The organism is bacterium (genome assembly GCA_018814885.1).
Classification (GTDB): Bacteria; Krumholzibacteriota; Krumholzibacteriia; order LZORAL124-64-63; family LZORAL124-64-63; genus JAHIYU01.
This window is the reverse complement of record JAHIYU010000044.1, coordinates 1-23,822: the sequence shown is the minus strand read 5'-3', so window position 1 is coordinate 23,822 and position 23,822 is coordinate 1. Positions and strand designations below refer to the sequence as shown.

Here is a 23,822-nt window from a genome sequence, read left to right as displayed (position 1 = left end):
GCACCCGCCGGTTTCTCGCCGCCGCCCGCCACCAGCTCCGCCACGCCTTCGGGCACCTTGACCACGGAGTTGTTGCCGCCGTAGCCGTCGGGAGCGCCGGCGGGATTGGCCTTGTCCTGCGTCCAGGCGCCGTCGACGACGAACTTGTACTGGTATTCGCCCGGAGCCAGATTCTTGACGATCGACCAGACGCCTCCTCCGGTGTCCCGCATGGGCACGTCGAAGGCGCTCCACCCGTTGAAGCTGCCGGCCAGGAAGACTTCCTTGGCGCCGGGTGCACGGTGGACGAAGGTGACCTCGGCCGCGGGCGCGGCCACCGCCAGCAATAAGACGACAGCGAGGGTAAAAAAGGTGATGCGTCGCATCTCGGCCTCCAGATGGTGATGACTTCGGACAGATCGACTCAAGAGAGTACCACGGGAAAACGGCCCGTCAAGTGGGCGGGAAGCCAGCGCGGCGTCTTTGTGGTATAATGAGGGACGTACAACCACCCGGAAAGGACATCATGCCGCACGACAAGCCTCTGTCGGCCAGAGCCGCGTCTCTGCCGTGCCTGTTGTTCGCCATCGCCTGGCTGGCCGCCGGCTGCGGCGACACGCCGGATCCCGTCGTTCCCGGCGCCAAGGACGTCCTGCCGCCCGGGAACGGGTCGGGTGACCTGCCGGTCACGCCCACCGCCGTCGACACCTTCGAGCTGCGGGCCTACGGCGCCGATGCGGCGTACATGGCGGGCAATTTCAACGGCTGGGACGACAACGATCCGGCCTGGGAATTCACGGCCCAGGGCGACGGCTACACCTGGCGCCTGGTGGCCGACATGCCCGCCGGGCTCCAGCAGTACAAGTTCGTGCTCTGGAGCGGCGGCCAGGCGACCTGGCTGACCGATCCCGCCGCGGTCGAGGTCGTCTCGGGCGACCCGGCCCAGGCCAACGCGGTGTACGGACGGGACGTGGGCTCGATCCGCGATCTCCCCGCGCCCATCGACCGGTCGCGACTGGTGATCTACGAGATAGCGCCCAACGACTTCTCCACCGCCGGCACCTTCGCCGGCGTGATCACCGGCCTGACCTCCGGGCCCGACCTGGCGGATCTCGGCGTCAACGCCATCGAGCTGATGCCCGTCACCGCCCCCTCGTACAACGGCTGGGGTTACGATCCGTCCCTGTACTTCGCACCCAACCTGAGCTACGGCTGGCCGAACATCTTCGGCCTGCTGGTGGACCGCTGCCACGAGCACGGCATCGCGGTGATCCTCGACATGGTCGTCAACCACGCCTCCGGCGGCAGCGCGTTGCGGCAGCTGGACGAGTTCGCCGGAGCGTACAACTTCACCACCACGGAGCCCAATCCCTGGGGGATGGTGGAATTGAACTGGAGCGACCCGGCCCTGCGCGGGCACATCATCGACGCCCTGCTGCACTGGGTCGAGACCTACAAGATCGACGGTTTCCGTTTCGACTACATCGCCGGCGAGCCCTGGAGCACCTGGGAATACATCCGCGACGAGCTGAGGGCGCGCCACCCGGGCCTGCTGCTCATCGCCGAGGACTACCGCTATCCCGACGAGGGCAACGCCGTCACCCACGGCTACGACGCTCAGTGGGGCGGCAACCATACCGACGGCTGGGCGGGGGGCGGCAACAACTTCAACCAGGTGATGACCACCAACCTGACCCAGAGCGGTTTCGCCTGGCGCGGTTCCACGACGCCGGATTTCGGCTGCTGGGACTACGTCTGCCGTCCCATGTGGGCGGTGGCCAACGTCGTCGGCGGCAACGGCCAGTACAACGGCGTCAACGGCGACGGCTTCAGCGACGTGAAGTTTCTGGAGTCCCACGACGAGAACCGCATCGTGTGGTCCGTGGACAGCTACGGCGCGGCCGGCGCCCAGGCCGTCGGCGGCCTGCAGAAGGCCGGACTGGGCGCCCATGCCCTGCTGACCTGCGTGGGCATCCCCATGCTCTACAACGGCCAGGAGATCGGCAGCGGCGAGTACCGGCCGGCCGATCCGACCATCTACAAGATCGACTGGGGCGCCGGAGACGACGACCTGCGCAGCATCTACCGCAACCTGATCCGGCTGCGCCTGTCGGAGGCGGCCCTGCAGACAGAGAACATCTGGTTCCACTGGCGCGCCGACTGGCTCGACCATCTGGAGAACACCCTGTGCTACTGGCGCGGCAGCGGGGGAAACTCCGCCGACGCGGAGATCGTGGTGGCCCTCAATTTCGACGACGAGGCCCACCAGTGGCAGGTCGCCTTCCCGGCCGACGGCATCTGGCACCGCTACCATCCGCAGCAGGGCGCCTGGGAGTTCATGGAGGTGTCCGGCGGCACGTTGTCCGTGGATCAGGCGGCCTCGAGCGGGATCATCTGGAAGCGTTTCGACGGCACCACGGGCGTGGCGGACTGACCGGCGCCCGTTTCAACAGAGCGGCAGGCCGCGCGACGGCAGTGCGCCGTCTGTTCTGAGCGCCTGCGCATACTCCCCCATGGTGCTGAATCTCCCCTCGCGCAGTATCCCCTCGAGCTTGACCAGCACCGTGTGCTGTCCGCCCTGGCTGCACCAGCGCTGGAATCGCGGCTGCCCCACGTCCCGGGGGCGCCATTCGTCCAGCTCCCACGGATGCAGGTAGGTCACGACGGCCTGGCCCTGTCGCCGCGCGAGCCGGCGCAGCGCGCGATAGGCCCCACGCGGCAGGATGCGCAGGTACCCACCCCCGGCGAAGCCCACGTTCACACCCAGCACGCGCGCCGTCGTCATGGGCAGCACGAGCAGGGGTTCGCGGTCCGGACCCGATGCCTGCGCGGCGGCGCCGTCCAGCAGGAAGGGCTCGCGGGGCGCATCCGCCTGGCCGTAGCGGGGATGGTGCACGGGAAACAGGGAACAATCGTAGGCAAAGCCGTGGTCCCGCAGGATGTGCAGGTACCGATGCACCGGCGGCGTGAGCGAGAAGCTCGGGGCCCGGTAGCCCGCGACGGTCGAGACTCCGGCGGCGGAGAGGGCGGCGAGGGCCCGCTCCAGGTCGGCGCGGAAAGCGGTCTCGTCGAGGTTGAACAGCTCGGGATGGGCGTAACTGTGGCAGGCGATCTCGTGGCCGGCGTCGCCGATCCTGCGCACCAGGGACGGGTATCTCTCCGCCGTCCAGCCGAGCACGAAGAAGGTGCCCTTGACGCCGCGACGGGCCAGCAGCTCCAGGCACCGATCGGTGTTCTGCTCTACGCGGCAGACCTGGTCGTCCCAGGTTTCCGGCGGCACCTGACGCAGATAATTATGGCCGTGGAACCACTCTTCCACGTCGAAGGTCAGGATGTCGGGCGGGAAGGTCATCCTACGCTCCCGGCGTCGGAGGTGCTCGCTGGACGGCAGCGCTAAACTGTCACAACACGTCCGCAGCGTCAACCGGACAGCCGGGCTGTCCGGAGAAAGATGGGTCGCCAAGCGGACCCGCCGCGCCTATCCTGGCGTGCGACGCAAGGACTTCACCAGCCATCGGCGACGGCGGGAACGGAACATCGCATGAGCAACGACATCATCATCGCCCGCGAAACCGTGGGCACCGCGACCCTCGCGCGCCTCGCCAACGGCCTGCGCGTGATCGTGCAAGAGGATCACCGTTCGCCGGTGGCGATCTGCAACGTCTGGGTGCGGGTGGGCTCCAATCGCGAACCGGAGCACGTCAGGGGCTGGGCCCACGGCATAGAGCACATGCTGTTCAAGGGCACAGCCCGGCGCGGCGAGCGTGACTTCGCCCTCGAGGTCGCGAACCTGGGCGGCAGCACCAACGCGGGCACCGGCTACGAGACGACCAACTACCACATCACCCTGCCCAGCGAGAACATCGCGGGCGCCGTGGACATCCTGTCGGACGCGCTGCTCGAATCCACCTTCACCGCCGCCGCCCTCGACGCCGAACGCCCGGTGCTGGTGCACGAGAATCACATGTACGACGACCAGCCCTCGGGGTTCGGGGTGTCGTGGCGCTGGGCCATGGAGCTCGCCTTCGACCACAGCCCGTACCGGCACCCCATCGGCGGTCGCGACGAAGCCCTTACCGCGACCTCCCGCGAGCAGATCATCGACTTCTACCGGGCGGCCTACCGCCCCGACAACATGACCGTGGTGATCGCCGGCGACGTGGGGACCGAAGACGCGCTGGCACTGGCGATCGGGGATTTCGGCAACGACGCCGCGCCGCGTCCGTACGAGCTCCCCTCGCCGCCCGTCGAGCCGGTCCACGAAGCCCTGCGCTACCGCCTCGAATTGGGAGACATCCGGATGGTCTACGGGAAGATGGTCTTCCCCGGCCTGTCCGAGAACGACCCCGACCGCGCGACCCTGGCCGTCGTGCACCAGATCCTCGCGGACGGGCGCTGTTCCCGTCTGTACCGGCGTATCCAGGAGGACCAGGAACTCGTCAGCGGCATCACCCTGCTCGCCGAGGCGGGTACGCGCGAAGGGGTCCTGACGATCGACTTCGAGACCGACGCCGCCCGGGCACCGGCCGCCCTGGCCGCGGTGGCGGAAGTCCTGCAGACGCTCAAGGACGAGCCGCCCAGCGCAGAGGAGCTGGCGCGCGCGAAGATCCGCACCGAACGATCCCATCGCTTCAGCCGGGAGACCGTCCAGGGCACGTCGTCGCTGCTCGGCTGGCACGACGCCATGGGCGATCTCGCCAGCGCCTTCACATTTCCCGAGCAGGTCGCAACCGTCACCGGGGCCGACGTCTGCCGGATCTGCAGGCGCCTCTTCAGCCGCGATGGCTGCAGCGTCCTGCTCTACGCGCCGCGTGACGGCGCCGGAAACGGACTCCCCGCCGAAGCGGCCGCCGTCGACGCCCTGATGGCGCCGCATCTCGACGACGACCGGTCCGCCGCGCCCCGCGCGACGGCGGCGCCGCCGATCCCGGCCCCGGGATCGGCCAGTGCCGCCGTGCTGCACGACCGCCCCTTCGAGGAGACCGTCCTCGACGGCGGGCTGCGCCTGTACCTGCGCGAGGATCACACCCTGCCCATCGTGACCGTGGGACTGCATGCCGCAGGCGGCGTTTGTCTACAGGCCTCCGGCCAAGAGGGCCTCGCTCATCTCTGTCAGCACGTGCAGGTGAAAGGCGCAGGCGGCGTGGGCGCGGCGGCGCTGCACAGCCGCATTGAGAGCCTCGGGGCATCCTTGTCGCCGTTCACGGCCCGCGATCACAACGGGATCTACCTGACCGGACTGACACGCCATTTGGACGAGCTGATCGGGATGCTCGGCGGGCTCGCCTGCAGTCCCGATTTCCCCGGCGAGGAACTGGAGCGCGAACGCAGCTTCGCCCTGGCCGACCTGAAGGCTATGGACGACGATCCCTTCCAGGCCGCGGCGCGGGAGTTGAGGGCCGCCATCTACCCGGAGCACCCCTACGGCTCGCCCGTGCTCGGCGAGGAGGAGTCGCTGGCCGCACTGACCGGCGACGATCTGCGCGACTTCCATCGTCGCACCTGGGTGTCGCGCAACCTGCACGTCGTGGTTTCCGGTGCCGTCGATGCGGACCGGATCGCAGGTCTGCTCGAGGACTCGCTCGCGGATCTCGCCCCTTCGCCGGCGCCAGCGCTTCCCGACCTGTCGATCGTGCCCGGCCCCTCGGGGGAAACCCGCCGCCGGCTTACCCGGGACGTGCGACAGAGCGTCGTGCTCAGCGCCTGGCCCGGACCCGCCACCCCGAACGACGACCGGGCAAGCCTCGCCCTGCTGCAACAGCTGCTCAACGGACAGAGCGGACGCCTGTTCGAAAGCCTGCGCAACAGGCGATCGCTCTGCTATGCCGTGGGCCTGCAGTCTTCGCGGGGATTCGCCCCGGGGATGCTGGTGGGGTACGTGCTCACCGATCCGGCCACGGAGAACGAGGCGGCAGCCGCGCTGACCGCCGAAATCGGACGCATGGCGGACGAGCCGGTACCGTCGGACGAGTTCGCGAGGGCGCGCTCACAGCTGGTGGGCAACCTGCTCATCGCGCGTCAATCCAACAGCGCCCGCGCGAGCCGCTGCGCGGCGGACGTGCTGTACGGGCGGCCGCCCAACAACCTGGCGCATTACCTGAGGGAGATCCGCACCTTGACGCCTTCGCACATCCGCGAAACCGCGGCCCGCTATCTGGGTCGCGACGAGGTCTTGACCGTGGTGCTGGGGCCGGCCCTCTGAACCGGCCCCATCACTGTCACTTCTGCAGCTTGTAGCGACGGGGGTCGTCCCCCATGTCGATCACGTAGGATTCCTTGCTGAATGACGTGCGGTGTTTCGTGCCGCCGGGAACGTGGTAGGTGTCCCCCGCCTCGTAGAGTTCCGTGCGCCCGGCAATCTCCAGGGTCATCTCGCCCTTCACCAGGTAACCCCACTGGGCGGCGTGGCTGTGATCGGGAACGGTGGTCCCCTCGTCGAAGCGGAAGAAGGTCACTTGCTTGTCGGAATCCGTCAGGGAGTGGCCGGTCACGCCGGCGATGTGGAACTCAACTTGGGGCAATCGGAGAATCTCTTGCGGCCAGATCGTCTGTCCGGTCTGCAGTCTCTCCATAGGCACCTCCGAGATCGCGGTGTGTATGTGGACGTCTGAAATACATACTACCCAAACCGTGGATTATTGCAAGAGGGTCTGCAGCCGGCCGGCAAAGGTGAACGTGAAACGCGATCCCTCGCCCTCCCGGCTGGTGACGCTCATCTCGCCGCCCATGGCCTGGACGATGCGGCTGGAGATCGCCAGACCGAGCCCGGTGCCGCCGTGCTTGCGCGCGACGTCCGCTTCAGCCTGGCGATACGCCTTGAAGATGGTTTCGAGACGATCGCGCGGAATCCCCGAACCGGTGTCGCGGACCTCGACCGCGAGCATGGCAGGATCGCCGGTGCTGTGGGCGCAGAGGAGATCGATGCCGCCCTCCCGTGTGAACTTGATGGCGTTGCCGACCAGGTTCATCAGCACCTGCCGCAACCGCATGGGGTCGCCCAACTGCTCTTCTTCGACGTCGCCGCCGACCTGCACGCGGATACCGATGCCCTTTTCGCGGCAGGATGGCGTGAAGATGCCGACCACCTCTTCCAGGAGCTGACGTATGGAATACGGGATCCGTTCCAGCTCAAGATGCCCGGCTTCGATCTTCGAGAGGTCCAGGATGTTGTTGATCAGGGAAAGCAGCACCTGACCGCTCTCCTTGATCGACTCGGCGAACTTGTGCGCTTCCGCCACCGTGAGCGACGGCCTGGCGAGCAGGTCGGCGAAACCGATCACGCAGGTCAGGGGCGTGCGGACCTCGTGGGACATCGCGGCCATGATCAGGCCCTTGGTCTCGTTGGCCCGCTCGGCCGCGCGGCGGGCGTCGCGGGCCTCCTCCAGGACGGCTTCCAGTTCCGCCTTGGCGTGGCTCAGGTCGTCGGAGATGCGGGACTGGCGTACGAGGGCTTCCCGGGATTCCCGCGCCGTCGCGGTCTTCTGGCTCGTGTACTTGACCACCATCGCGGTCACCTGCATCTGCAGGATGGTATTGACCTGTCGCGCGTATTCCTCGGACGCCCGGCGGCCGGCCAGGTTGGCCACCAGTTCGACCATGCGGCGGTATGGCTTCGACGGCGTGGGCAGCCCGTGACCGACGAGGAACGCCACCACTGCCTTGTCGCGCTCGTTACGCAGGGAGACCGGGACGATCCACAGCGGCCGGCCGCACCCTCCGCACCTGGCGCCGAAGGGTCCGTCGGCACGGGCGGCAGAACCGGCGACGGCCCGCTCCACGGCCGGCCAGCAGCCCTTCCGGCAGGAGGCCAGTGCGGTCAGCTGGCGCGGGGAATTGCCCGCCGGCCGGGGCTCGCCGTCGTCGTTGATGAAGAGGAAAGTCAGCAGTCCGGTGGATTCGGCGAGAGCGTGGCGCCAGTAGGTCAGCTCGACCAGATCGAGGATGGCCTCGGGCGGCACCTCGCCGACGGGCACGATGCGCCCGTCACGCAGCAATTCGGCGTGTTGCTGGCGGTCGTGCAGGTAGCGGTGCAGCTCGGCGACGTCCCGCTCGTCGAGCTGTCCCACGAGCTCTTCGCCCAGCAGTTCGTATTCCAGGCGCTCACGCTCCAGCCGCGCCTTGTCCTCCTCCAGCTGGAGGATGCGCATCTCGAGCTCGCGCTCGCGTGACGCGTCGCCGGAGGCGCGGGCCTTTTCGCGGGAGCGGGAACGTTCATCGACCAGGGATCGGTTCATGCCACCACCATGCGACGGACATCGGTGCCGCCCGTGGCGACCGGTGCCTGGGTGTACTCGTTGCTACGCCCGGATGATCGGCCGCGCGTACGATTTCTTGACCTGGGATTTGACAGGATTCACAGGGGATGCTGGTTGCCCAGCCCGTTGAAGAGGTCCAGCTGGGGCGTGTGGTCCGGCAGTCCCGCCGCCTTCAGCACTGCGGGAATCCAGCTATCGCGATGGCCGGGGTCGAGTTCGAGCCGCGGGATGCCCATCTCGTCCATCATTTCGAGCAGGATCTCGTCGATCCGGCGCTGGAACGCCACAGACGTGTCGCGGGTCCCGTCGAACGAGGGTGCCGTGATCACCGGCACGTGCACCAGCAGGGTATAGGTTCGCATCCAGGCGGCGATGAAGGCCTCCAGCGCGGGTCGGCGCCCCACCGCATAGACCATGTACGCATAGTTGTCCAGAACCGCGCGGTCGCAGACGATCGTCTCGTAGGCGTGAGAGGTGGCGATCTCCTGCGCGACCTGGGTGTGCAGTATCCATTCCTGGGCATCGCAGGTGGTCTCGCGGTTGATCGGGAGCGGACACTTGCGGGCCACCTCCTTGACCACGTCCACACCGATGTCCAGACGCTTGAGACAAGCGGCGAGCTCGAAGCAGAGGGTCGTCTTGCCGACCCCGTGGGTGCCGATGAAAGCTATCTTCATTGCCGTCCCGGGTTCCCGGATCAGTGTGTGAGACTGGCGGCTTTGCGCAGCTTGCGCTTCAGGATGTGTATCTGCCGCCGACGCCGGTGCAGATCGGTCTTGTCCCCCGCTTCGAGCGCCGCCTGGCGCTTGGCCTTGAGATCCCTGAGCCGCGCCTTGATCGACGTCTTGTCCAGGCCGGTGACGACCTTGTGCGGTCTTTCGATGCCGAGCTTCTCCGCGAGCAGCTCCACCAGCTCATTCTTCTTCATCTGCGTGATGCCCGTCACCTCGGGCAGATGCTCCTTCATCAGCTCCCGGAGATCGGCGACCTTGTGCTTCTGCAGTTCGTGCCAGTCCATGTACAGCCTCCTCGGTGGATGTCAGGCCCGCACATCCTACACCATCGTACCCGGACCGCCAAGCTCGCTCCGGTTGACCTCTCCGCCCGGTGGTATATGATCCTCTCACCCCCAACAAGGAGCCCGGTCATGCGTTGGATCCTCCGGTTGCTGTCGAGCTTGGTGTGCTGCTGGTCCGCCGCGGCGTCCTTCGGCGGCGAAATCGAATCCGCGGACGGCGTGCCGATCAGATTCGACGTTCACGGACACGGCGAACCGACCCTGGTCCTGGTCCACGGCTGGAGCTGTGACCGCAGCTACTGGCACGCCCAGGTGGACGAGTTCGCGCAGACCCATCGTGTCGTGACGATCGATCTCGGGGGCCACGGCGAGTCCGGCCGGGCGCGGAAGGACTGGACGGTGGCCGCCTACGCCGCGGACGTGGCGGCGGTGGTCAGCGTGCTCGAACTCGAGGGAGCCGTGCTGGCGGGGCATTCCATGTCGGGACCGGTGATCGTGGAGGCGGCACGGCTTCTACCCGGCAAGGTGCGCGGTCTGATCGGCATAGACACCCTGCACGACATGACACGGGAGTATTCCGCAGAGCAGATCGCCGGATTCGTCGGCGGCATGAGCGAGGACTTCCCCGCCAGAACGGACGCCTTCGTGCGCAGCATGTTCCCGACAGGTGCCGATCAGGAGCTGGTCGAGAGGGTCGCCGGCGACATGTCCGCGGCGCCACCCGAAATCGCCCTGCCGACCATGAGGCACTACCTGTCCCACGACCTCAAGCCCGCCCTGGCGGCGATCGACGTGCCCATCCGCTGCCTCAACGCCGACCTGTGGCCCGTGAACCTGGAGGGCAACCGGGCGCTGTACGGGGACTTCGCGGTCGTGACGATGGTCGGAGTGGGCCATTTCCTTTTTCTTGAATCCCCGGCCGAGTTCAACGGCAAGCTGGCGGAGATCCTGCGCTCCCTCGAGGACTGAATCACCAGAAACTCCACCTGGCATGGCCGGGACCGCCACGGACATGAGCAGCGTCTTTCCCATCGCCCCATACTCTGGCGCTCCCGGCTGGAGTTGACTCTATATCAAATCAGCCGCATGACACCTCAATTGACTGGCCAATCATATGGAAGCCATACAAGCATAATGCGACGGGGTGCAGCACCGAACGTGCAGCTCGGTCTGTCCGCACACGCTTCGGACGCTCTTCTGAGTTTCACGTGCCATGATATAAGTGTTATTTAGTCTGTTTTTCGGTTCCGGCTGCGCATGCCCGTCGCAGCGGCGGCCCGATGGGCCGGCCGAGCCCGGAGTCCCGGTCTCTGGAATCAACATATTGCGACAAAGTGTTTTAACCGGACAGGGTTTGTTTGAATCCGCTCCAGAGATCATCTGAGGACCGGACATCATGACAACTCATGGGAAATCACGTTCCCTTTTTCCGCATTATTGGCACACGCATTGCAGCCTGAGGCCCGGATCGAGGTCCGCAGAGGGCCGACGATACACCTAACTGCTTCAACGGCAACCGATAAACTGGAGATCACGGATGGTGACAAAAGCTCCGGGACTCGGAGAATACCTGATCAGCAAGGGCCTGATAGACCAGGTCCAGCTCGAAGACGCCTTGCAGGAGCAGACGAAAACGCGCGAGCGTCTGGGCGGAATCCTGCTGCGTAGGGACTTGATCACGGATCTCGATCTCCTGGGCGCGCTGGGCAACCAGCTCGGTGTGCGTCTCTTCGACCCGAACCGCGACGAGGTCCAGACGCCCGCCCTGAACCTGGTCCCGCTCGATTACGCCAGGCTCCACGATCTGCTGCCGATCAGCATCGACCAGGCCCTGTTCACCGTGGCCATGGCCGACCCCCTGGACGTGGTGGCCACGGACCAGCTCCAGCGCATCGCCCTGCGCGAGCAGATGGAGCTGCAGATCCTGCTCGCCGCCAGCGAGGTGCTGGACAAGGCGCGCGAGACCCATTACGGCTGGATCGAGGGCGACAGGCACGTCAGTCAGCTCATCGACGAGGTCGTCGACGAGGTCAGCGACGACCATGCGTTCGACATCCTGGACGACATCGACGGGGAGGCCGGCAGCCAGGACGCCGGCATCATCAAGCTCGTCGACCAGGTCATCAACAACGCGCTGAAGGAACGGGCCACCGACATCCACATCGAGCCGCAGGCCAAGGGCCTGGTCATCCGCTACCGCGTGGACGGCCTGCTCTACGACGCCTTGACGCCTCCCCGCGCCGTCTTCTCCGGCATGGTCAGCCGCATCAAGATCCTCTCGAACATGGACATCGCAGAGCGTCGCGCCACCCAGGACGGCCGCATGACCCACAGGAATTCGGGCCGCGAGGTGGACATCCGCGTATCCGCCATCCCGACCATCCACGGCGAGAAGATCGTGATGCGTCTGCTGGACAAGACCGGTTTCAATTTCTCGCTGAAGGCCCTGGGGCTCGCCGAGGACGATATCAACGATTTCCTGCGCTGCATCCGCAAGCCCTACGGGATGATCCTGCTCTCCGGGCCCACGGGCTCCGGCAAGACCACGACCCTCTATTCGAGCCTCATGGAACTGCGCGGCGAGGAACTCAACATCACGACCATCGAGGATCCCGTCGAGTACCAGATAGACCGCATGAACCAGGTGCAGGTCAACAACCGGAAGAACGTCACCTTCGCCAACGCTCTGCGTTCGTTCCTGCGCCAGGATCCGGACGTGATCATGGTGGGCGAGATCCGCGACACCGAGACCGCCGAGATCGCCATCCGCGCCGCCCTGACCGGGCACATGGTCTTCAGCACCATCCACGCCAACGACGCACCCAGCACAGCCGCCAGGCTGGTGTCCATGGGCGCCGAACCGTTCATGGCCGCCAGCGCCATGACCCTGGTGGCCGCGCAGCGCCTGGTGCGGCGCAACTGCCCCCACTGCCTCGAGGAATACGAACCGACGAAAGAAGTTCTCATGGCCCTGGGCCTGGATGCCGATAGGAGCGGAGGTGCCCCTCCGGTCTACAGGCGGGGTGCGGGATGCGTCGCCTGCAAGGGACGAGGGTACCAGGGGCGTCTGGCCGTGATCGAGAAGCTGATCATGTCGCAGGGCCTGCGTCAGCTGATCGCCAATGCCCAGCCGGCCGGCGTGATCCGCGAACTCGCGATCGAGGAAGGCATGAAGACCCTGCAGACTGTCGGCCTGGACAAGGCCCGGGCGGGTCAGACATCGATAGAAGAAGTGCTCAGAGTCTGTGTCAGCGAGGACTAGACACCTGCAGGGTGTCGGAGGGACAGCATGGCATCGTTCACATACGTGGCAAAGGATCGCGCCGGCGTCGAGGTGACGGGGATCCTCAGCGGCGGCAACATCGACGAGATCGTCGGCCAGCTCCACGGCGACGGGCTCGCGGTGCTGCACGTGACCGAGGACCGGGGCGCGGCGAGCACCAAGTCGTGGCTGAAGAGGTTCTCCGAGATCTCCTTCGGCAAGGTGCCCACGCGCGAGGTCGCGCTGTTCAGCCGCCAGCTCGCGACGGTGATCGATTCGGGCATCCCGCTGGTGAAGGGACTCAAGGGCCTGGCCGGCGACGGCTCCAACAAGATGCTCAAGTGCGCCGTGGAGGACATGAGCAACCGCCTCGCCCGCGGCGAGAGCCTGTCGGAGGCCATGGCCGAGCATCCCAACGCCTTCAACAGCATGTACATGAGCATGATCAGGGCCGGCGAGCGCGCGGGCACTCTGGACAAGATCGTGGAGCAGCTGGCCGTCTACCTCGAGAAGATCGACGACATCCAGGGCAAGGTGAAATCCGCCCTGTCGTATCCGCTCTTCGTGCTCGGCTTCGCGACGCTGGGCACCCTGTTCCTGCTGCTCAAGATCGTACCGACCTTCTCGGAGATATACGCGGAGCTGGGCCAGGATCTGCCCGGCCTCACCCAGCTCGTCATGACCATCTCGAACACCATCGGCAAGAACCTGCTGGCATCGCTGGGCGTGGTGCTGGCGCTGATCGTGGGGTTCGTCATGGTGTCGCGCACCGATGGCGGACGCTACCTGCTGGATCGGCTCAAGCTCAAGCTGCCGATCTTCGGCCCCGTACTCGAGAAGACGGTCATGAGCCGCTTCGCGCGGACCATGGGCATCCTCATCGGCAGCGGCCTGCCGCTGCTCGAGAGCCTGGATCTCGTCAAGGGCGCCGCCGGCAACGCGTACGTGTCCCGGGCTCTCGACGATGTGAAGGAGTCGGTGACCGCCGGCCACGGCGTGACCGAGTCGTTCCGGGCCACCGGCGTGTTCCCGGAGATGACCCTGCAGCTGATGGCCACCGGCGAGGAGGCCGGCGAGCTGGACACCATGCTCGTCAAGTCATCCGACTTCTACGACCGGCAGGTCGAAGCGACGATCCAGGGCATCGCCTCGCTCATCGAGCCGATCATGATCGTGCTCGTGGGCGGGATGATCGGTTTCATCGTCGTGGCCATGTTCCTGCCCATCTTCGGCATGGGCGACGCCATGATGAAGGGCGCGACAGGCATGTAGGTTTCGGGACAGGTGGGTCGCGGTATTCCCGGACGGGCGCCCACCGGTGAGTTCTCATCCGGGGAGTAAACTGCATGATGCAGAAGGAGGAACAAGGATGAACCGCTTCCGCAAACAGCCCAATCAGAGGGGCTTCACAATGGTCGAGCTGATGGTCGTCGTGGTGATCGTCGGCGTGCTGGCCGCCGTCGCCGTGCCGATGTACAGCAAGTACGTCAAGAACGCGCGCGTGTCCGAGGCGACCGGCAAGATCGGCGAGGTCATCACGGCCGCCAAGGCCTGGGCCATCGAGAATCCCAACACGGCCGGCAACCCGATCTGGCCGTCCGGAGCCGTTGGCATCGTCGATCTCACGCAGACCGACCTGTTCACCTACGCCATCGCCGGTGGTGGCGGCGGCAACGCCAACACCAGCACGCTGACCGTCCGGGCGACGGGCCGCGCCGGCCGCAAGATGGCCGGCGTGACCGTGACCATTGCAGTGCCGAACATCAACAGCAACGGCAACCCGCCCGTGGTGACCGGTATCTAACGGGCGGACGACTATCCTGGGGGACCGGCCGTGCGGCCGGCCCCCGGATCTCCGTTCCGCCCCGGGAGTGCATGACATGAAGATGCGTAAATCCCGGATCGCGCGGCCCAGGCGCCATGCCGGCGGCTTCACCCTGATCGAAGTGATGGTGGCGTCCTTCATGCTCCTGCTCGTCTTCTTCGGGCTGGCCCAGTTCCATGCGCGGGGCCACAGACAGCTCGTCGGCGAGGATCACTGGCGCCAGGCCTCGGGCGTGGCCAGGTCCCGTCTCGAGCGCGTCCGGCGCTATAACCGCTACGACGACCTCGTCAACATCGCGGCCGCGGACACGACCTACGTCCTGGGCGGACTGGACTACGTGGTGTCGCACGCCGTGGCGACGGGCACGCCGGAACTGCAATCCTCCACGATCACCGTGACGGTCACCTGGAACGAGAACCTGGAGCAGGGCGCGGTAGCCCGATCGCTAACCTGTTCGACCATCATTTCGAGGAGCCTGCCGTGGACGGGAACCAGTTATTGAGGAGACGCGAACGCGGCGTCACCCTGATAGAGCTGATGGTCGCCATCATGGCGTCGGGGATCGTCCTGTTCGCGCTGGGCAACATCGTCATCGTGAACCAGAAGGCCATGAAGCGCAGCCAGGAACGGGCTTCGCTGCAACAGCACACCACGGTGGTCATGTCCCAGATTGCGCGCGCCATCCGGGGCGCCAACCGGATCGAGGTGACGGGCGCGAACGCGTTCCGTCTGCGGGACCTGAACGGGGCCCTGACAGCGACCTTCCAGCTGACGACGGGCGCCGGCGGGCCCCGGCTGCAGCAGAACGGCACGGACATGGCCGACCTGGACTGCACGCGCTTCACCGTGGCGGCCAACAGCGACACGACGAGCGTGACCCTTGACCTGGAGTTCACGACCGCGGACAGCGTGACGCTCAGCAAGCTGGACACGGTTTCCCTCAGAAACCGAACGCTGGAGTATTGACGATGGATGCGCACGCCAACAAGCATGTCGTGAAACGACGCAGCGACCAGGGCGGCTACGTGCTGCTGGTGGTCACCGTCTTCGCCTTCGTGATCCTGATCACCAGCGCCGCGGTCGTCTCGACCACGTCCTCGGAGGCCAAGCTCTCGCACCACCAGCACAGCTCGGAAGAAGCCTTCTTCCTGGCCGATAGCGCCATCGAGCGCGCCCGCGCGCGCCTGATGCAGGACCGCGGCTGGCGCGACGGCTGGACCGACGTCTCGTTCGGCAACGGCACCTACAGCCTGGCCATCGCCGACACTACGATCAGCGGCTACACCACGGACGTCGTGCGCATGAGCGCATCGGGCCAGGTGAGCCAGGCCCAGCGCAGGATCGAGATGATCGCCGAGATCCCGCCCAGCGGACTGGGCCTCTCGATGCTCATCGGCGGAGATGCCATCTGCATCGGACGTATCTGCGTCAACGGCCGGGCCCACGTGAACGGCTTCGCGTGGTTCGGCTTCATGAACCGCCACTTCCAGTGCGGCACGCTGACCGATGGATTCGTCATCACGCCCCCCCCCATCTTCACGGCGCCAGCACAATTTCCCGACGACACGTACTATTTCGTCCGGGGCACCATGATCGGCGGCGTGCCCCAAGCGCGCATCTTCGACCGTCACGGTACCGACATCACCACCGCTCTCGGCGACAGTCTCACGGGAGTGACGTCCTACAACCCGATCACGTCGAGGTTCGTCTATAATTTCCACAATCATACCACCGTCGCATACTACTTCGACCAGACGACCGGCATCTTCAGCCGTACCGCCGGCGACGTGTCGGTGGTGATCAACTTCGGCGAAGTGCCCCTGATCGACCCCCCGGGGGACGATGGCACCTCGACCATCTACATCCAGGGCAACAACAGCTCGGTGATCAACTCGACGATCATCAACACGAGATTCGAAGGCGTGACCACGGCCCAGCAGACCGACCCCGGCTACTGGAACGGCGGTCTGACGCTCTTCTACAACACGCGCCTACTGCCTTACAACGGCCTAGGCATCGTCGCCGAGTTCCTCTTCGCGGGCAGCAACGCAGAGCTCGGCAACGCCACATGGCCCGCCCTGACGTACCTGACCGGGAGTTGGAACGCCTCGTTCAACCTGTTCGGGCACCACGGATTCAGCGCGACGGGCTCGTTCATCACGCTCGGAGATTTCTATAGCCTCGGGCGGTTCAATTTCACTTACGACAGCGGCTTCATGGAACGGATACCAGACGCGATCCTGCAGCAATGGCCGGGGCGCGTGTCGGGCACGTTGAAGGTCCTGAGCTGGAACGAGCCATCCAGCAATTGATGGCAAGCAAGGAGGATTCGCTTGTTCGGCAACCAAGGAGCAAGGACGGGGATCGACATCGGCAGCACGAGCGTGAAGCTCGTATGCGGCAAGGGCCGCCAGCGCCTGGAGCGGATCACCCATGTGGGGATCGAGCCCTACCACGCGGCGTCACCCGCTGCGCGGGTCGACGAGGCGGCCGCGGCCCTCAAGACCCTCATGTCCCGGCTGGGATTGAGCAAACGCAAGCTGGGGCGCCTCGCCGTGACCGTGGGCTGGCAGGAATCGATGGTGCAGGAGACGACGACCCCCCCCCTGGACGAGGGGGAACTGGCCAGTGCGTTGCCCTACGAAACGCGCAAGTACCTGAATCTCGACGACGTAGCCGATCCCGTGCTGGCGGGACAGCTGCTGGGCATCGTCGGCCAGGTCGGGACCGGCGGCGTGATGCAATCGCGGGTCCTGCTCGCCGCCGTGCCCAGGGAGGCCCGCGACTTCCCGCTGCAAGTCCTCGCCCGGCTCGGTCTCGAGCCCAGGATCGTGGATCTCGAGCCGCTCGCCGGCCTCAACGAGCTCTTCGCGCGCCTGGACGCCGCGGAGGAACGGGGCGACGTGGTCGGCCTGATCGATCTGGGCGGCCGGCACGCCGCCGTGCACATGGTCGCCCGCGACGGCGGCCTGCTCAGCCGCAACCTGGGGCCGGGATCGTCGCGGGGCGACGACGCGGCCGCGCAGTGTCTCTACACGCGCCGCCTCGCCGACAAGGTCCAGCAGACACTCACCTACTATCGCGGCCGCTTCCGGCGCGAGGTCGACAGCCTGTACGTGATCGGCGGCGGCGCCTACGTCACTGGGCGCCTCGACCACCTGAGCGAGAGCGTGGGCTGTCGGGTCACGATGCTGGACCCCCTGGCTCACGAGGCGAAAGAGGCGCGGGGAGCATCGGAACTGGCCGCGCACGGTGCCGAGCTGGCCACCGCCTGCGGGCTCTGCAGATGGGGAGACGGCGAGCATGTATAAGATCAACCTCTACCCCGAATACCGGGACAACCGCAAGGCGGCCAGGGCCCGCACCGCCAGCACGGCGATCCTCTTCAGCCTGCTGGGACTCGAGGTCCTGATGGTGGGAGCGCTCCTCTTGAGCGATTCGCTGCTGCGCGAACAGTCGGGCTCCCTGCAGACCGAGCTGCAACAGCTCGAGCAGCGCCTGGCCAGCGAATCCCTCGACCGCCCGGAACTGCGCTACGCCCTCGATCTGCTCGAGGTTCGGTCGTCGCGCATCGATTGGTCCCCGAAGTTCGCCTCCCTAGCGGAAAACATCGGCGAATCGCTGATGCTGGCTGAACTCGAGGGGCGGGCCTACACCCGGCAAGAACGCGCGAGCCTGGTCATCAGCGGGCAATACAAGGATGAGCAGGCCAGTCTGGCATCGGTTTCCGGGTTCCTCGACCGGCTGCGCGGCGACGTCCGCCTGAAGGGGGATTTCCCGAAGATCACGTTCGGCAACATCAGGAGCGACGGCAAGGGTGAATTCGACCTGCTCTGCGCACCCGAGGAGGTTCCGGAATGACGCGCAAGCTGACCCTTACCAAGCTGAACCTGTTCATCGCCGCGGCCGCGGTCCTGCTGGTGCTGGGACTGGGGATCGAGGGCATGCTGACCAAGCCGCACCAGCTGGAGATACGGAACCTCCTGGCGGAGAAGAGCCGGCTGCAGATCGAGATCGAACGTCAGCGCGTCATCGAATCGGACAGCCGCACGGTCGCCGCCCTGGTGGGCGTGAGCTCGCTGGCGGAGCTCGCCGCCCCGACCGGCCACGACGCCATCTCCTACCTCAGCGGGCTCCTCGACGAAGCGAAGCTCGTCCGGCTGGGCCTGACCACGAGCGGACAGGAAGACATCGGCACCCTGCAGGCGACCAGCTACACGCTGCGTGCCAAGGGCGACTTCAAGCAGCTGCAGGACTTCGTCCAGAGAGTGGAGAACGGCGACCGCCTGGCGACGATCGACGCCTTAAGGATCATGCCCGCGATCGACGACACGAGCCTCGAGGGGCGCTTCAACCTGTCCATCTACGACGTGAAAGAGGAGCGATGACCGTGGCAATCCCCCAGCACGACAGGAAGTACTACACCGTCGGGATCTGCGCGATGCTCCTGGTGGTCTTGCTGCTGGGCATGCGCAGCATGCAGACCGTGAAAGCGGTCCTGGCCGACAAGGTCCCGCTCGTCGAGCAGGAAGTGCAGCATCCTCAGCTCGTCAAGGAGGAGCTGAAGGGCGTGACGTCACGCGACAGCCTGGTGGCTGCCGCTGTGCTGGACTCGAGTCTGCGCGACCCCTTCTTCGGCGCCGTCAGCAAACATGATCCCCGCAGCCCCGTCAAGGCGCCGCGACAGGCGGCCCGGCTCGTCGAGCCCCTCTTGACGGCCCTGATTTTCGACAACGTGAATCCGACGGTCCAGATCTCCGTCGGCAGCGAACGGTCCGACTGGCTGCGCGCCGGCGACCAGTTCAGAGGTTGGCAAGTGGCCGAAATCGACGCGAATTCGGTCAAGGTGAAAAAGGGCGACAGGGAGATCGTCCTGCACTGATAGGAGGAGGGATCCTGAAATGAGAAAGACCAGTAGGTCCACCTGGAGCCGCGCTGCGGTCATCGTCCTGGTCGCCGCGGCGGTCACGGTGATGGCTTCGATCGTACAGGGCTCCGAGCTCGTCTCCCTGCGCGCCAGCGGCACCACCGTCAGCGAGATCCTGCAGATCCTCGCCGACCGCAGCGGGCTCAACATCGTTACGAGTCCCGAAGTCGAGGAGCGCGTGATCTCCATCCAGATGGAGGACACGCCCTTCGAGGAGGCCCTGAACATCGTGGTCAGGGCCGCCGGTCTCGCCTACGAGAGGGTGGGCAGCACCATCCTCGTGGCCGATGTCAAGACCCTGGCGACACCGACGGGCTTGATCACGCGCGTCTACGACCTGGCCTTCGCCGACGCCCAGACGGTATCGGATGCGCTGACGTTCATCAGCGAGGACATCGCCGTCGACCCCGTCGCGAACCGGCTCGTCTTCCGCGCGCCGCAAGCCGCGGTGGAACAGGCCGAGGCCGTGATACGGCACATGGACCGCAAGCCGCAGCAGATCCTGCTCGAGGCGCGCCTGATCGAGGTCAACACCACCGCGCTGGAAGAGATAGGCATCGACTGGGAGAAGCTCGCCAAGTGGTCGACCAATGTCGTGGAAGGCTACAACGGCGCCGGCACGCCCGGATCGCTGCCCGAGGAGATCGACTACACGCGGATCCTCGAGGGCCAGGGATTCTACCGCCAGTACGCCACCTTCGACGTGGCCATCGACGCGCTGATCTCCGACGGACACGCCCGCCTGCTGAGCAACTCCAAGGTGGTCACGCTCAACGGCGAGATGGCCGAGATCTTCGCCGGCGAGACGGTGCCCGTGGTCATCACCTCGCTGCAGTCCGGCGGCGGCGGCGCCGGTGTCATGCAGTCGGTCCAGCTCGAGAAGATCGACGTGGGCGTGCGGCTGAACATCACGCCCCGGGTGAGCGGCGACGGCTTCATCACGACCCTGGTCGAGCCCGAGGTTTCGCGCATCCTGCGCTTCGTGGGCCCCGACGAGGATCTGCCCCAGACGTCCACCCGCCGCGCGATCACCAACGTGCGGGTGCGCGACGGACAGACCATCTACCTGGGCGGCCTGCTCATGGAGGAGACCCGCAAGGACGTCAAGAAGCTGCCCCTGCTGGGCGACATCCCGCTGCTCGGCTATTTCTTCCGCCATACCAGGACCGAGAAGGTCCGCCTGGACCTGGTCATCGAGATCACGCCGCGGATCGTCGGCGACAGCGGCGACGACCTGCCGACCGCCGCCGAGGAAAACCCTGAGCTGACGCAACGGGACGATCCTCCCGCAGCGCAGGTGACCGCTGATGCGGGGGCCACCCAGACCCGCGATCGCACCCGGAGGCACTGAGGTCGTGTGGCTGCCGAACTGGCGCAACGACCATGACGAAGACGGAGAGGCGGAGAACATGACGACGATGACGGCCCCGGTTGCCAAGGTCGCCCGGCAGACGCTCAAAATAGATGCTATCCTGCACGAGGCCGTGAGCCGCAACGCGTCGGATATCATCATCTCAGCGGGATCGCCGGTGACTTACCACGTCTACGGCCGCCTCGAATGCCACGACCCGGCGCACCGGCTCACCCCCGAGGAGAGCCGGAACCTGGCCTACGCCCTGCTGAACGACGACCAGCGCCTGAAGTTCGAACGCGATCTCGACGGGGACATGTCGATCGAGCTCTTCGAGGTCGCGCGATTCCGGGCCAACGTCTACCAGCAGCGCGGCTCCGTCTCGGCGGTCCTGCGCCACGTCCCCCTGGAGATACCGCACCACTCCGAGATCGGCATCCCCGAAGCGCTGATCAGGCGGCTGATCAACATCCCCAACGGGCTGATCCTGGTGACCGGACCGACGGGATCGGGCAAGTCCACCACGCTGGCCAGCTTCCTGGAATACATGAACACGACCGAGGGCTGCGCCAAACACATCGTGACCATCGAGGATCCCATCGAGTTCCGCATGAAGAGCAAGAAATGCGTCATCGACCAGCGGGAGGTCGGCGTCGACGTGCACGACTACAGCACCGGCCTGCGGGCGGCCCTGCGCCAGATGGCCCACGTCATCTTCGTGGGCGAGATGCGCGACCGGGCCACCATCGAGATCGCCCTGACGGCGGCCGAGACGGGCAACATCGTGATCAGCACCCTGGCCACCCAGTCGTCCGCCAAGACCATCAACCGCATCATCGACGTCTTTCCGGTGCACGACCAGGATGAGATCCGCACCCGGCTCGCCCTCACCCTGAAATGCGTGATCTCGCAGGTCCTGCTGCCGCACCGCAACGGGCAGGGACGCGTCGCGGCGCGCGAGGTGATGTTCGTGACCAATCCCGTGGCCAACCAGATCCGCGAGGGCAAGATCCACATGATCAACAACGTCATCTCCAGCAGCAGCAGCGACGGCATGACGCTGCTGGACGACTCGCTGCTGCAGCTCTACCGCGAGAACGTGGTCGACGCTGCCACCGTGATGCCGCGCTTCCAGGATCCCGAGAAGGCGCGGCAGGTGGTGACGGGATAGCCGTGAACGCCCTGGACCTGCTCGCCGAGACGACCGACCTGCCGGCGCGCGCGCTGCTCGCCGGCATCGCCCTGCTCGGCCTGTGCCTGGGCAGCTTCCTCAACGTGGTGATCTGGCGCCTGCCCCGGGGAGAGTCCCTGGTGCGGCCCGGTTCGCGCTGCCCCGCCTGCGGCGTCCCGCTCCGCCGGCGCGACAACCTGCCCCTGCTCGGCTGGCTGCTGCTGCGCGGCCACTGCCGCGGCTGCGCCGCCCCCATCAGTCCCCGCTACCCGGTGGTGGAGCTGCTCGGCGGCGCGTCCGCGACGGCCGCGGTCCTGCTGACGCCCACTCCCGCCGCGGCCGCCGTCACGGCCGCGGTCCTGCTGGCCCTGGTCGCCGTCTTCTTCATCGACCTGGACCACAAGCTCATCTTGGACGTCTTCACCCTGCCGGGGATCGCCCTCGGCCTGGTCTTCTGCCGCCTGCTGGGCACGACCCGCGCCGATGCACTCCTGGGCGCGGTGGGCGGCTTCGCCGCGCTCTGGCTCCTGCGCCGGGGCTACCAGCGGCTGCGCGGCGCGGAGGGGCTGGGCTTCGGCGACGTGAAGCTGGCGGCCATGCTCGGGGCCTGGCTGGGCTGGCAGGGCGTCATGATGACGTTCCTGGCAGGTTCTTTCCTGGGAACGGTCATCGGCATGTACCTGGTGATCGCCCGCCGCGCCGACGCCCGCACCGCCCTGCCCTACGGCGTGTTCCTGGCCCCCTCCGCCATGGCGGTCACCCTCTGGGGCCATTCGGCCTGGCGCTGGTACCTTTCCCTCTGATCCCTCTCCCGCCGCGATCCTGAAAACCCTTGGCCGGTCCCCGGCGGTCTGACAAGATGACCGCACGCAGTCGGACCGCGACATCAGCAGGGGGAGAAGATCTTGACCACACGGATGCGCCTGTTCATCGCACTCGCCGCGCTCGTCGCGCTCACCGTCCCCCTCGCGGCCACGGCGGACCACGTCTCGGCTGACTGGGACGACGGCAACGTCGGCGGCTGGTTCCCCGCTACGGGCGCCGCGACCCTGGCCGTCTGGCCTACCGACGGCTACGGCGGCGGCTACCTGGAGTCCTACGAGCAACCGTTCACCTACGGAATCGCCGGCGCGATCAACTACGCCGCCGCCTACACGGGCGACTTCAACGTCCACGGCTACGTCAGGATGCAGGTGGCGGTGAGTTTCCTGGCCGGCACGTTCGACACCGTCTACATCCACATCCGCTACCAGGACTCGGCGCACAACGGCTGGTACCTGCCCCTCGCCGCCGACCTCGGCAGCGGCGGCTGGCAGTGGTTCGACGTGTCCTTCGATCCGCACTGGATCGACCAGCAGGCGCTGGACGCGGGCTGGTTGCAGGAGACCAGCTCGCCCTCGTTCTCCACGACCATGTCCGATGTCTACCACACCGGCATCAAGGCCACCGGGATCGGCGCGCTGTCCCTGGGTCTCGACAGCTTCCGCCTGTGGGATGGGACCGTGCCGCCGGTGGAGTTTTCCTGGGGCGAAATCAAGGCGCTCTACCGGTGAGCCCCGCTGCCGGACACGAGAAGGCCCCCGCGCCCGGCGCGAGGGCCTTTCTCCGGTCGTTGGGATCGCGACCGCCCGGTCCTACCCGCAGAGCCTCTGCAGCTTGGCGAACTCGTCGTCCACCCAGCGCTGGAGCTCCTCGAGCAGGCCCTCGTTGCCGGGCTTGAACAGGTGCTTGAAACGCACCTGCTGCTTCAGCCACTCCACGATGGGCGTGCGGTCTTCCTTGGGCTTCTTGGTCATCTGGTACGCGCCGTTCTCCACCTCGAACAGCGGCCAGAAGTTGCTTTCCACGGCCATCTTGCAGAGTTCCATGCCCATGGCGGGGTCGAAGCCCCAGCCCACGGTGCAGGGCATCAGGACGTTCAGGAAGGCGGGGCCGTCGACAGCTAGCGCCTTCTCGACCTTCATCTGCAGGTCCTTCCAGTGGAAGGGCGTGGTCTGGGCCACGTAGGGGATGTTGTGAGCGACCATGATCTTG

At 66.4% G+C, this 23,822-nt stretch carries 24 protein-coding genes; 17 read left to right on the top strand and 7 right to left on the bottom strand.

The window, feature by feature from the left end:
• On the bottom strand, window positions 1-365 hold a 365-nt coding region (locus tag KJ554_02655), incomplete at its 3' end, for a glycogen-binding domain-containing protein (protein MBU0741238.1).
• A 140-nt stretch (window positions 366-505) separates the two neighbouring features.
• Between KJ554_02655 and KJ554_02650 the strand changes: the two genes are divergently transcribed.
• Window positions 506-2,413, top strand: a complete 1,908-nt coding sequence (locus tag KJ554_02650; GenBank protein ID MBU0741237.1) for a hypothetical protein — start codon at window positions 506-508, stop codon at window positions 2,411-2,413.
• A 12-nt stretch (window positions 2,414-2,425) separates the two neighbouring features.
• Here KJ554_02650 and KJ554_02645 read toward each other — a convergent pair whose 3' ends face one another.
• Window positions 2,426-3,331 carry a DUF3473 domain-containing protein gene (locus KJ554_02645; GenBank protein ID MBU0741236.1) on the bottom strand — a complete coding sequence of 302 codons (906 nt, stop codon included), beginning with the start codon at window positions 3,329-3,331 and terminating at the stop codon, window positions 2,426-2,428.
• Between the two features lie 189 nt (window positions 3,332-3,520).
• On the opposite strand from KJ554_02645, the gene KJ554_02640 reads away from it, so the two are divergent.
• Window positions 3,521-6,181 carry an insulinase family protein gene (locus tag KJ554_02640; GenBank protein ID MBU0741235.1) on the top strand — a complete coding sequence of 887 codons (2,661 nt, stop codon included), beginning with the start codon at window positions 3,521-3,523 and terminating at the stop codon, window positions 6,179-6,181.
• Between the two features lie 16 nt (window positions 6,182-6,197).
• Here the strand turns inward: KJ554_02640 and KJ554_02635 are convergent, their stop codons facing one another.
• The 4 genes from KJ554_02635 to KJ554_02620 form a co-directional block, all read right to left on the bottom strand.
• Window positions 6,198-6,551: a cupin domain-containing protein gene (locus KJ554_02635; GenBank protein ID MBU0741234.1), complete on the bottom strand. Its 354-nt coding sequence runs from the start codon at window positions 6,549-6,551 to the stop codon at window positions 6,198-6,200.
• A 63-nt stretch (window positions 6,552-6,614) separates the two neighbouring features.
• A complete protein-coding gene (locus tag KJ554_02630; protein MBU0741233.1) occupies window positions 6,615-8,213 on the bottom strand; it encodes a hypothetical protein in 1,599 nt (532 codons plus the stop codon).
• 119 nt (window positions 8,214-8,332) lie between these two features.
• Entirely contained in the window at window positions 8,333-8,911 is a 579-nt protein-coding gene (locus KJ554_02625) for an ATP-binding protein (protein MBU0741232.1), read from the bottom strand.
• A gap of 20 nt (window positions 8,912-8,931) precedes the next feature.
• Entirely contained in the window at window positions 8,932-9,252 is a 321-nt protein-coding gene (locus tag KJ554_02620) for a hypothetical protein (GenBank protein ID MBU0741231.1), read from the bottom strand.
• Window positions 9,253-9,381: 129 nt separating this feature from the next.
• On the opposite strand from KJ554_02620, the gene KJ554_02615 reads away from it, so the two are divergent.
• The 15 genes from KJ554_02615 (at window position 9,382) to KJ554_02545 (ending at window position 23,341) form a co-directional block, all read left to right on the top strand.
• A complete protein-coding gene (locus KJ554_02615) occupies window positions 9,382-10,221 on the top strand; it encodes an alpha/beta hydrolase (GenBank protein ID MBU0741230.1) in 840 nt (279 codons plus the stop codon).
• Between the two features lie 568 nt (window positions 10,222-10,789).
• Entirely contained in the window at window positions 10,790-12,514 is a 1,725-nt protein-coding gene (locus KJ554_02610; protein MBU0741229.1) for a GspE/PulE family protein, read from the top strand.
• Window positions 12,515-12,541: 27 nt separating this feature from the next.
• Entirely contained in the window at window positions 12,542-13,786 is a 1,245-nt protein-coding gene (locus KJ554_02605) for a type II secretion system F family protein (protein ID MBU0741228.1), read from the top strand.
• A gap of 97 nt (window positions 13,787-13,883) precedes the next feature.
• Window positions 13,884-14,318 (top strand): prepilin-type N-terminal cleavage/methylation domain-containing protein, encoded by a 435-nt coding sequence (locus KJ554_02600; GenBank protein ID MBU0741227.1) that lies wholly within the window; start codon window positions 13,884-13,886, stop codon window positions 14,316-14,318.
• Window positions 14,319-14,394: 76 nt separating this feature from the next.
• Window positions 14,395-14,841, top strand: a complete 447-nt coding sequence (locus KJ554_02595; GenBank protein MBU0741226.1) for a prepilin-type N-terminal cleavage/methylation domain-containing protein — start codon at window positions 14,395-14,397, stop codon at window positions 14,839-14,841.
• The gene (locus KJ554_02590; protein MBU0741225.1) at window positions 14,838-15,305 is read left to right on the top strand and encodes a prepilin-type N-terminal cleavage/methylation domain-containing protein; all 468 of its coding nucleotides are present in this window, start codon (window positions 14,838-14,840) and stop codon (window positions 15,303-15,305) included. The genes KJ554_02595 and KJ554_02590 overlap by 4 nt, the downstream gene beginning before the upstream one ends.
• Before the next feature lie 2 nt (window positions 15,306-15,307).
• Window positions 15,308-16,651, top strand: coding sequence for a hypothetical protein (locus tag KJ554_02585; GenBank protein ID MBU0741224.1), 1,344 nt, complete (start codon window positions 15,308-15,310; stop codon window positions 16,649-16,651).
• 21 nt (window positions 16,652-16,672) lie between these two features.
• Window positions 16,673-17,650, top strand: a complete 978-nt coding sequence (gene pilM, locus KJ554_02580; protein ID MBU0741223.1) for a pilus assembly protein PilM — start codon at window positions 16,673-16,675, stop codon at window positions 17,648-17,650.
• Window positions 17,643-18,200 (top strand): hypothetical protein, encoded by a 558-nt coding sequence (locus KJ554_02575; GenBank protein ID MBU0741222.1) that lies wholly within the window; start codon window positions 17,643-17,645, stop codon window positions 18,198-18,200. Before pilM ends, KJ554_02575 begins: the two co-directional genes overlap by 8 nt.
• Window positions 18,197-18,727, top strand: coding sequence for a hypothetical protein (locus KJ554_02570; GenBank protein ID MBU0741221.1), 531 nt, complete (start codon window positions 18,197-18,199; stop codon window positions 18,725-18,727). Before KJ554_02575 ends, KJ554_02570 begins: the two co-directional genes overlap by 4 nt.
• Window positions 18,724-19,221 carry a hypothetical protein gene (locus tag KJ554_02565; GenBank protein MBU0741220.1) on the top strand — a complete coding sequence of 166 codons (498 nt, stop codon included), beginning with the start codon at window positions 18,724-18,726 and terminating at the stop codon, window positions 19,219-19,221. Before KJ554_02570 ends, KJ554_02565 begins: the two co-directional genes overlap by 4 nt.
• A 19-nt stretch (window positions 19,222-19,240) precedes the next feature.
• Complete coding sequence (locus KJ554_02560; protein MBU0741219.1) at window positions 19,241-20,617, top strand: hypothetical protein; 1,377 nt, start codon at window positions 19,241-19,243, stop codon at window positions 20,615-20,617.
• A gap of 58 nt (window positions 20,618-20,675) precedes the next feature.
• Window positions 20,676-21,788, top strand: a complete 1,113-nt coding sequence (locus KJ554_02555) for a PilT/PilU family type 4a pilus ATPase (protein MBU0741218.1) — start codon at window positions 20,676-20,678, stop codon at window positions 21,786-21,788.
• A gap of 2 nt (window positions 21,789-21,790) precedes the next feature.
• Window positions 21,791-22,591, top strand: a complete 801-nt coding sequence (locus KJ554_02550) for an A24 family peptidase (protein ID MBU0741217.1) — start codon at window positions 21,791-21,793, stop codon at window positions 22,589-22,591.
• 102 nt (window positions 22,592-22,693) lie between these two features.
• Complete coding sequence (locus KJ554_02545; protein ID MBU0741216.1) at window positions 22,694-23,341, top strand: hypothetical protein; 648 nt, start codon at window positions 22,694-22,696, stop codon at window positions 23,339-23,341.
• A gap of 81 nt (window positions 23,342-23,422) precedes the next feature.
• Here KJ554_02545 and KJ554_02540 read toward each other — a convergent pair.
• Window positions 23,423-23,822: pyruvate ferredoxin oxidoreductase (locus KJ554_02540; protein MBU0741215.1), on the bottom strand; the 400-nt coding region annotated here is incomplete at its 5' end.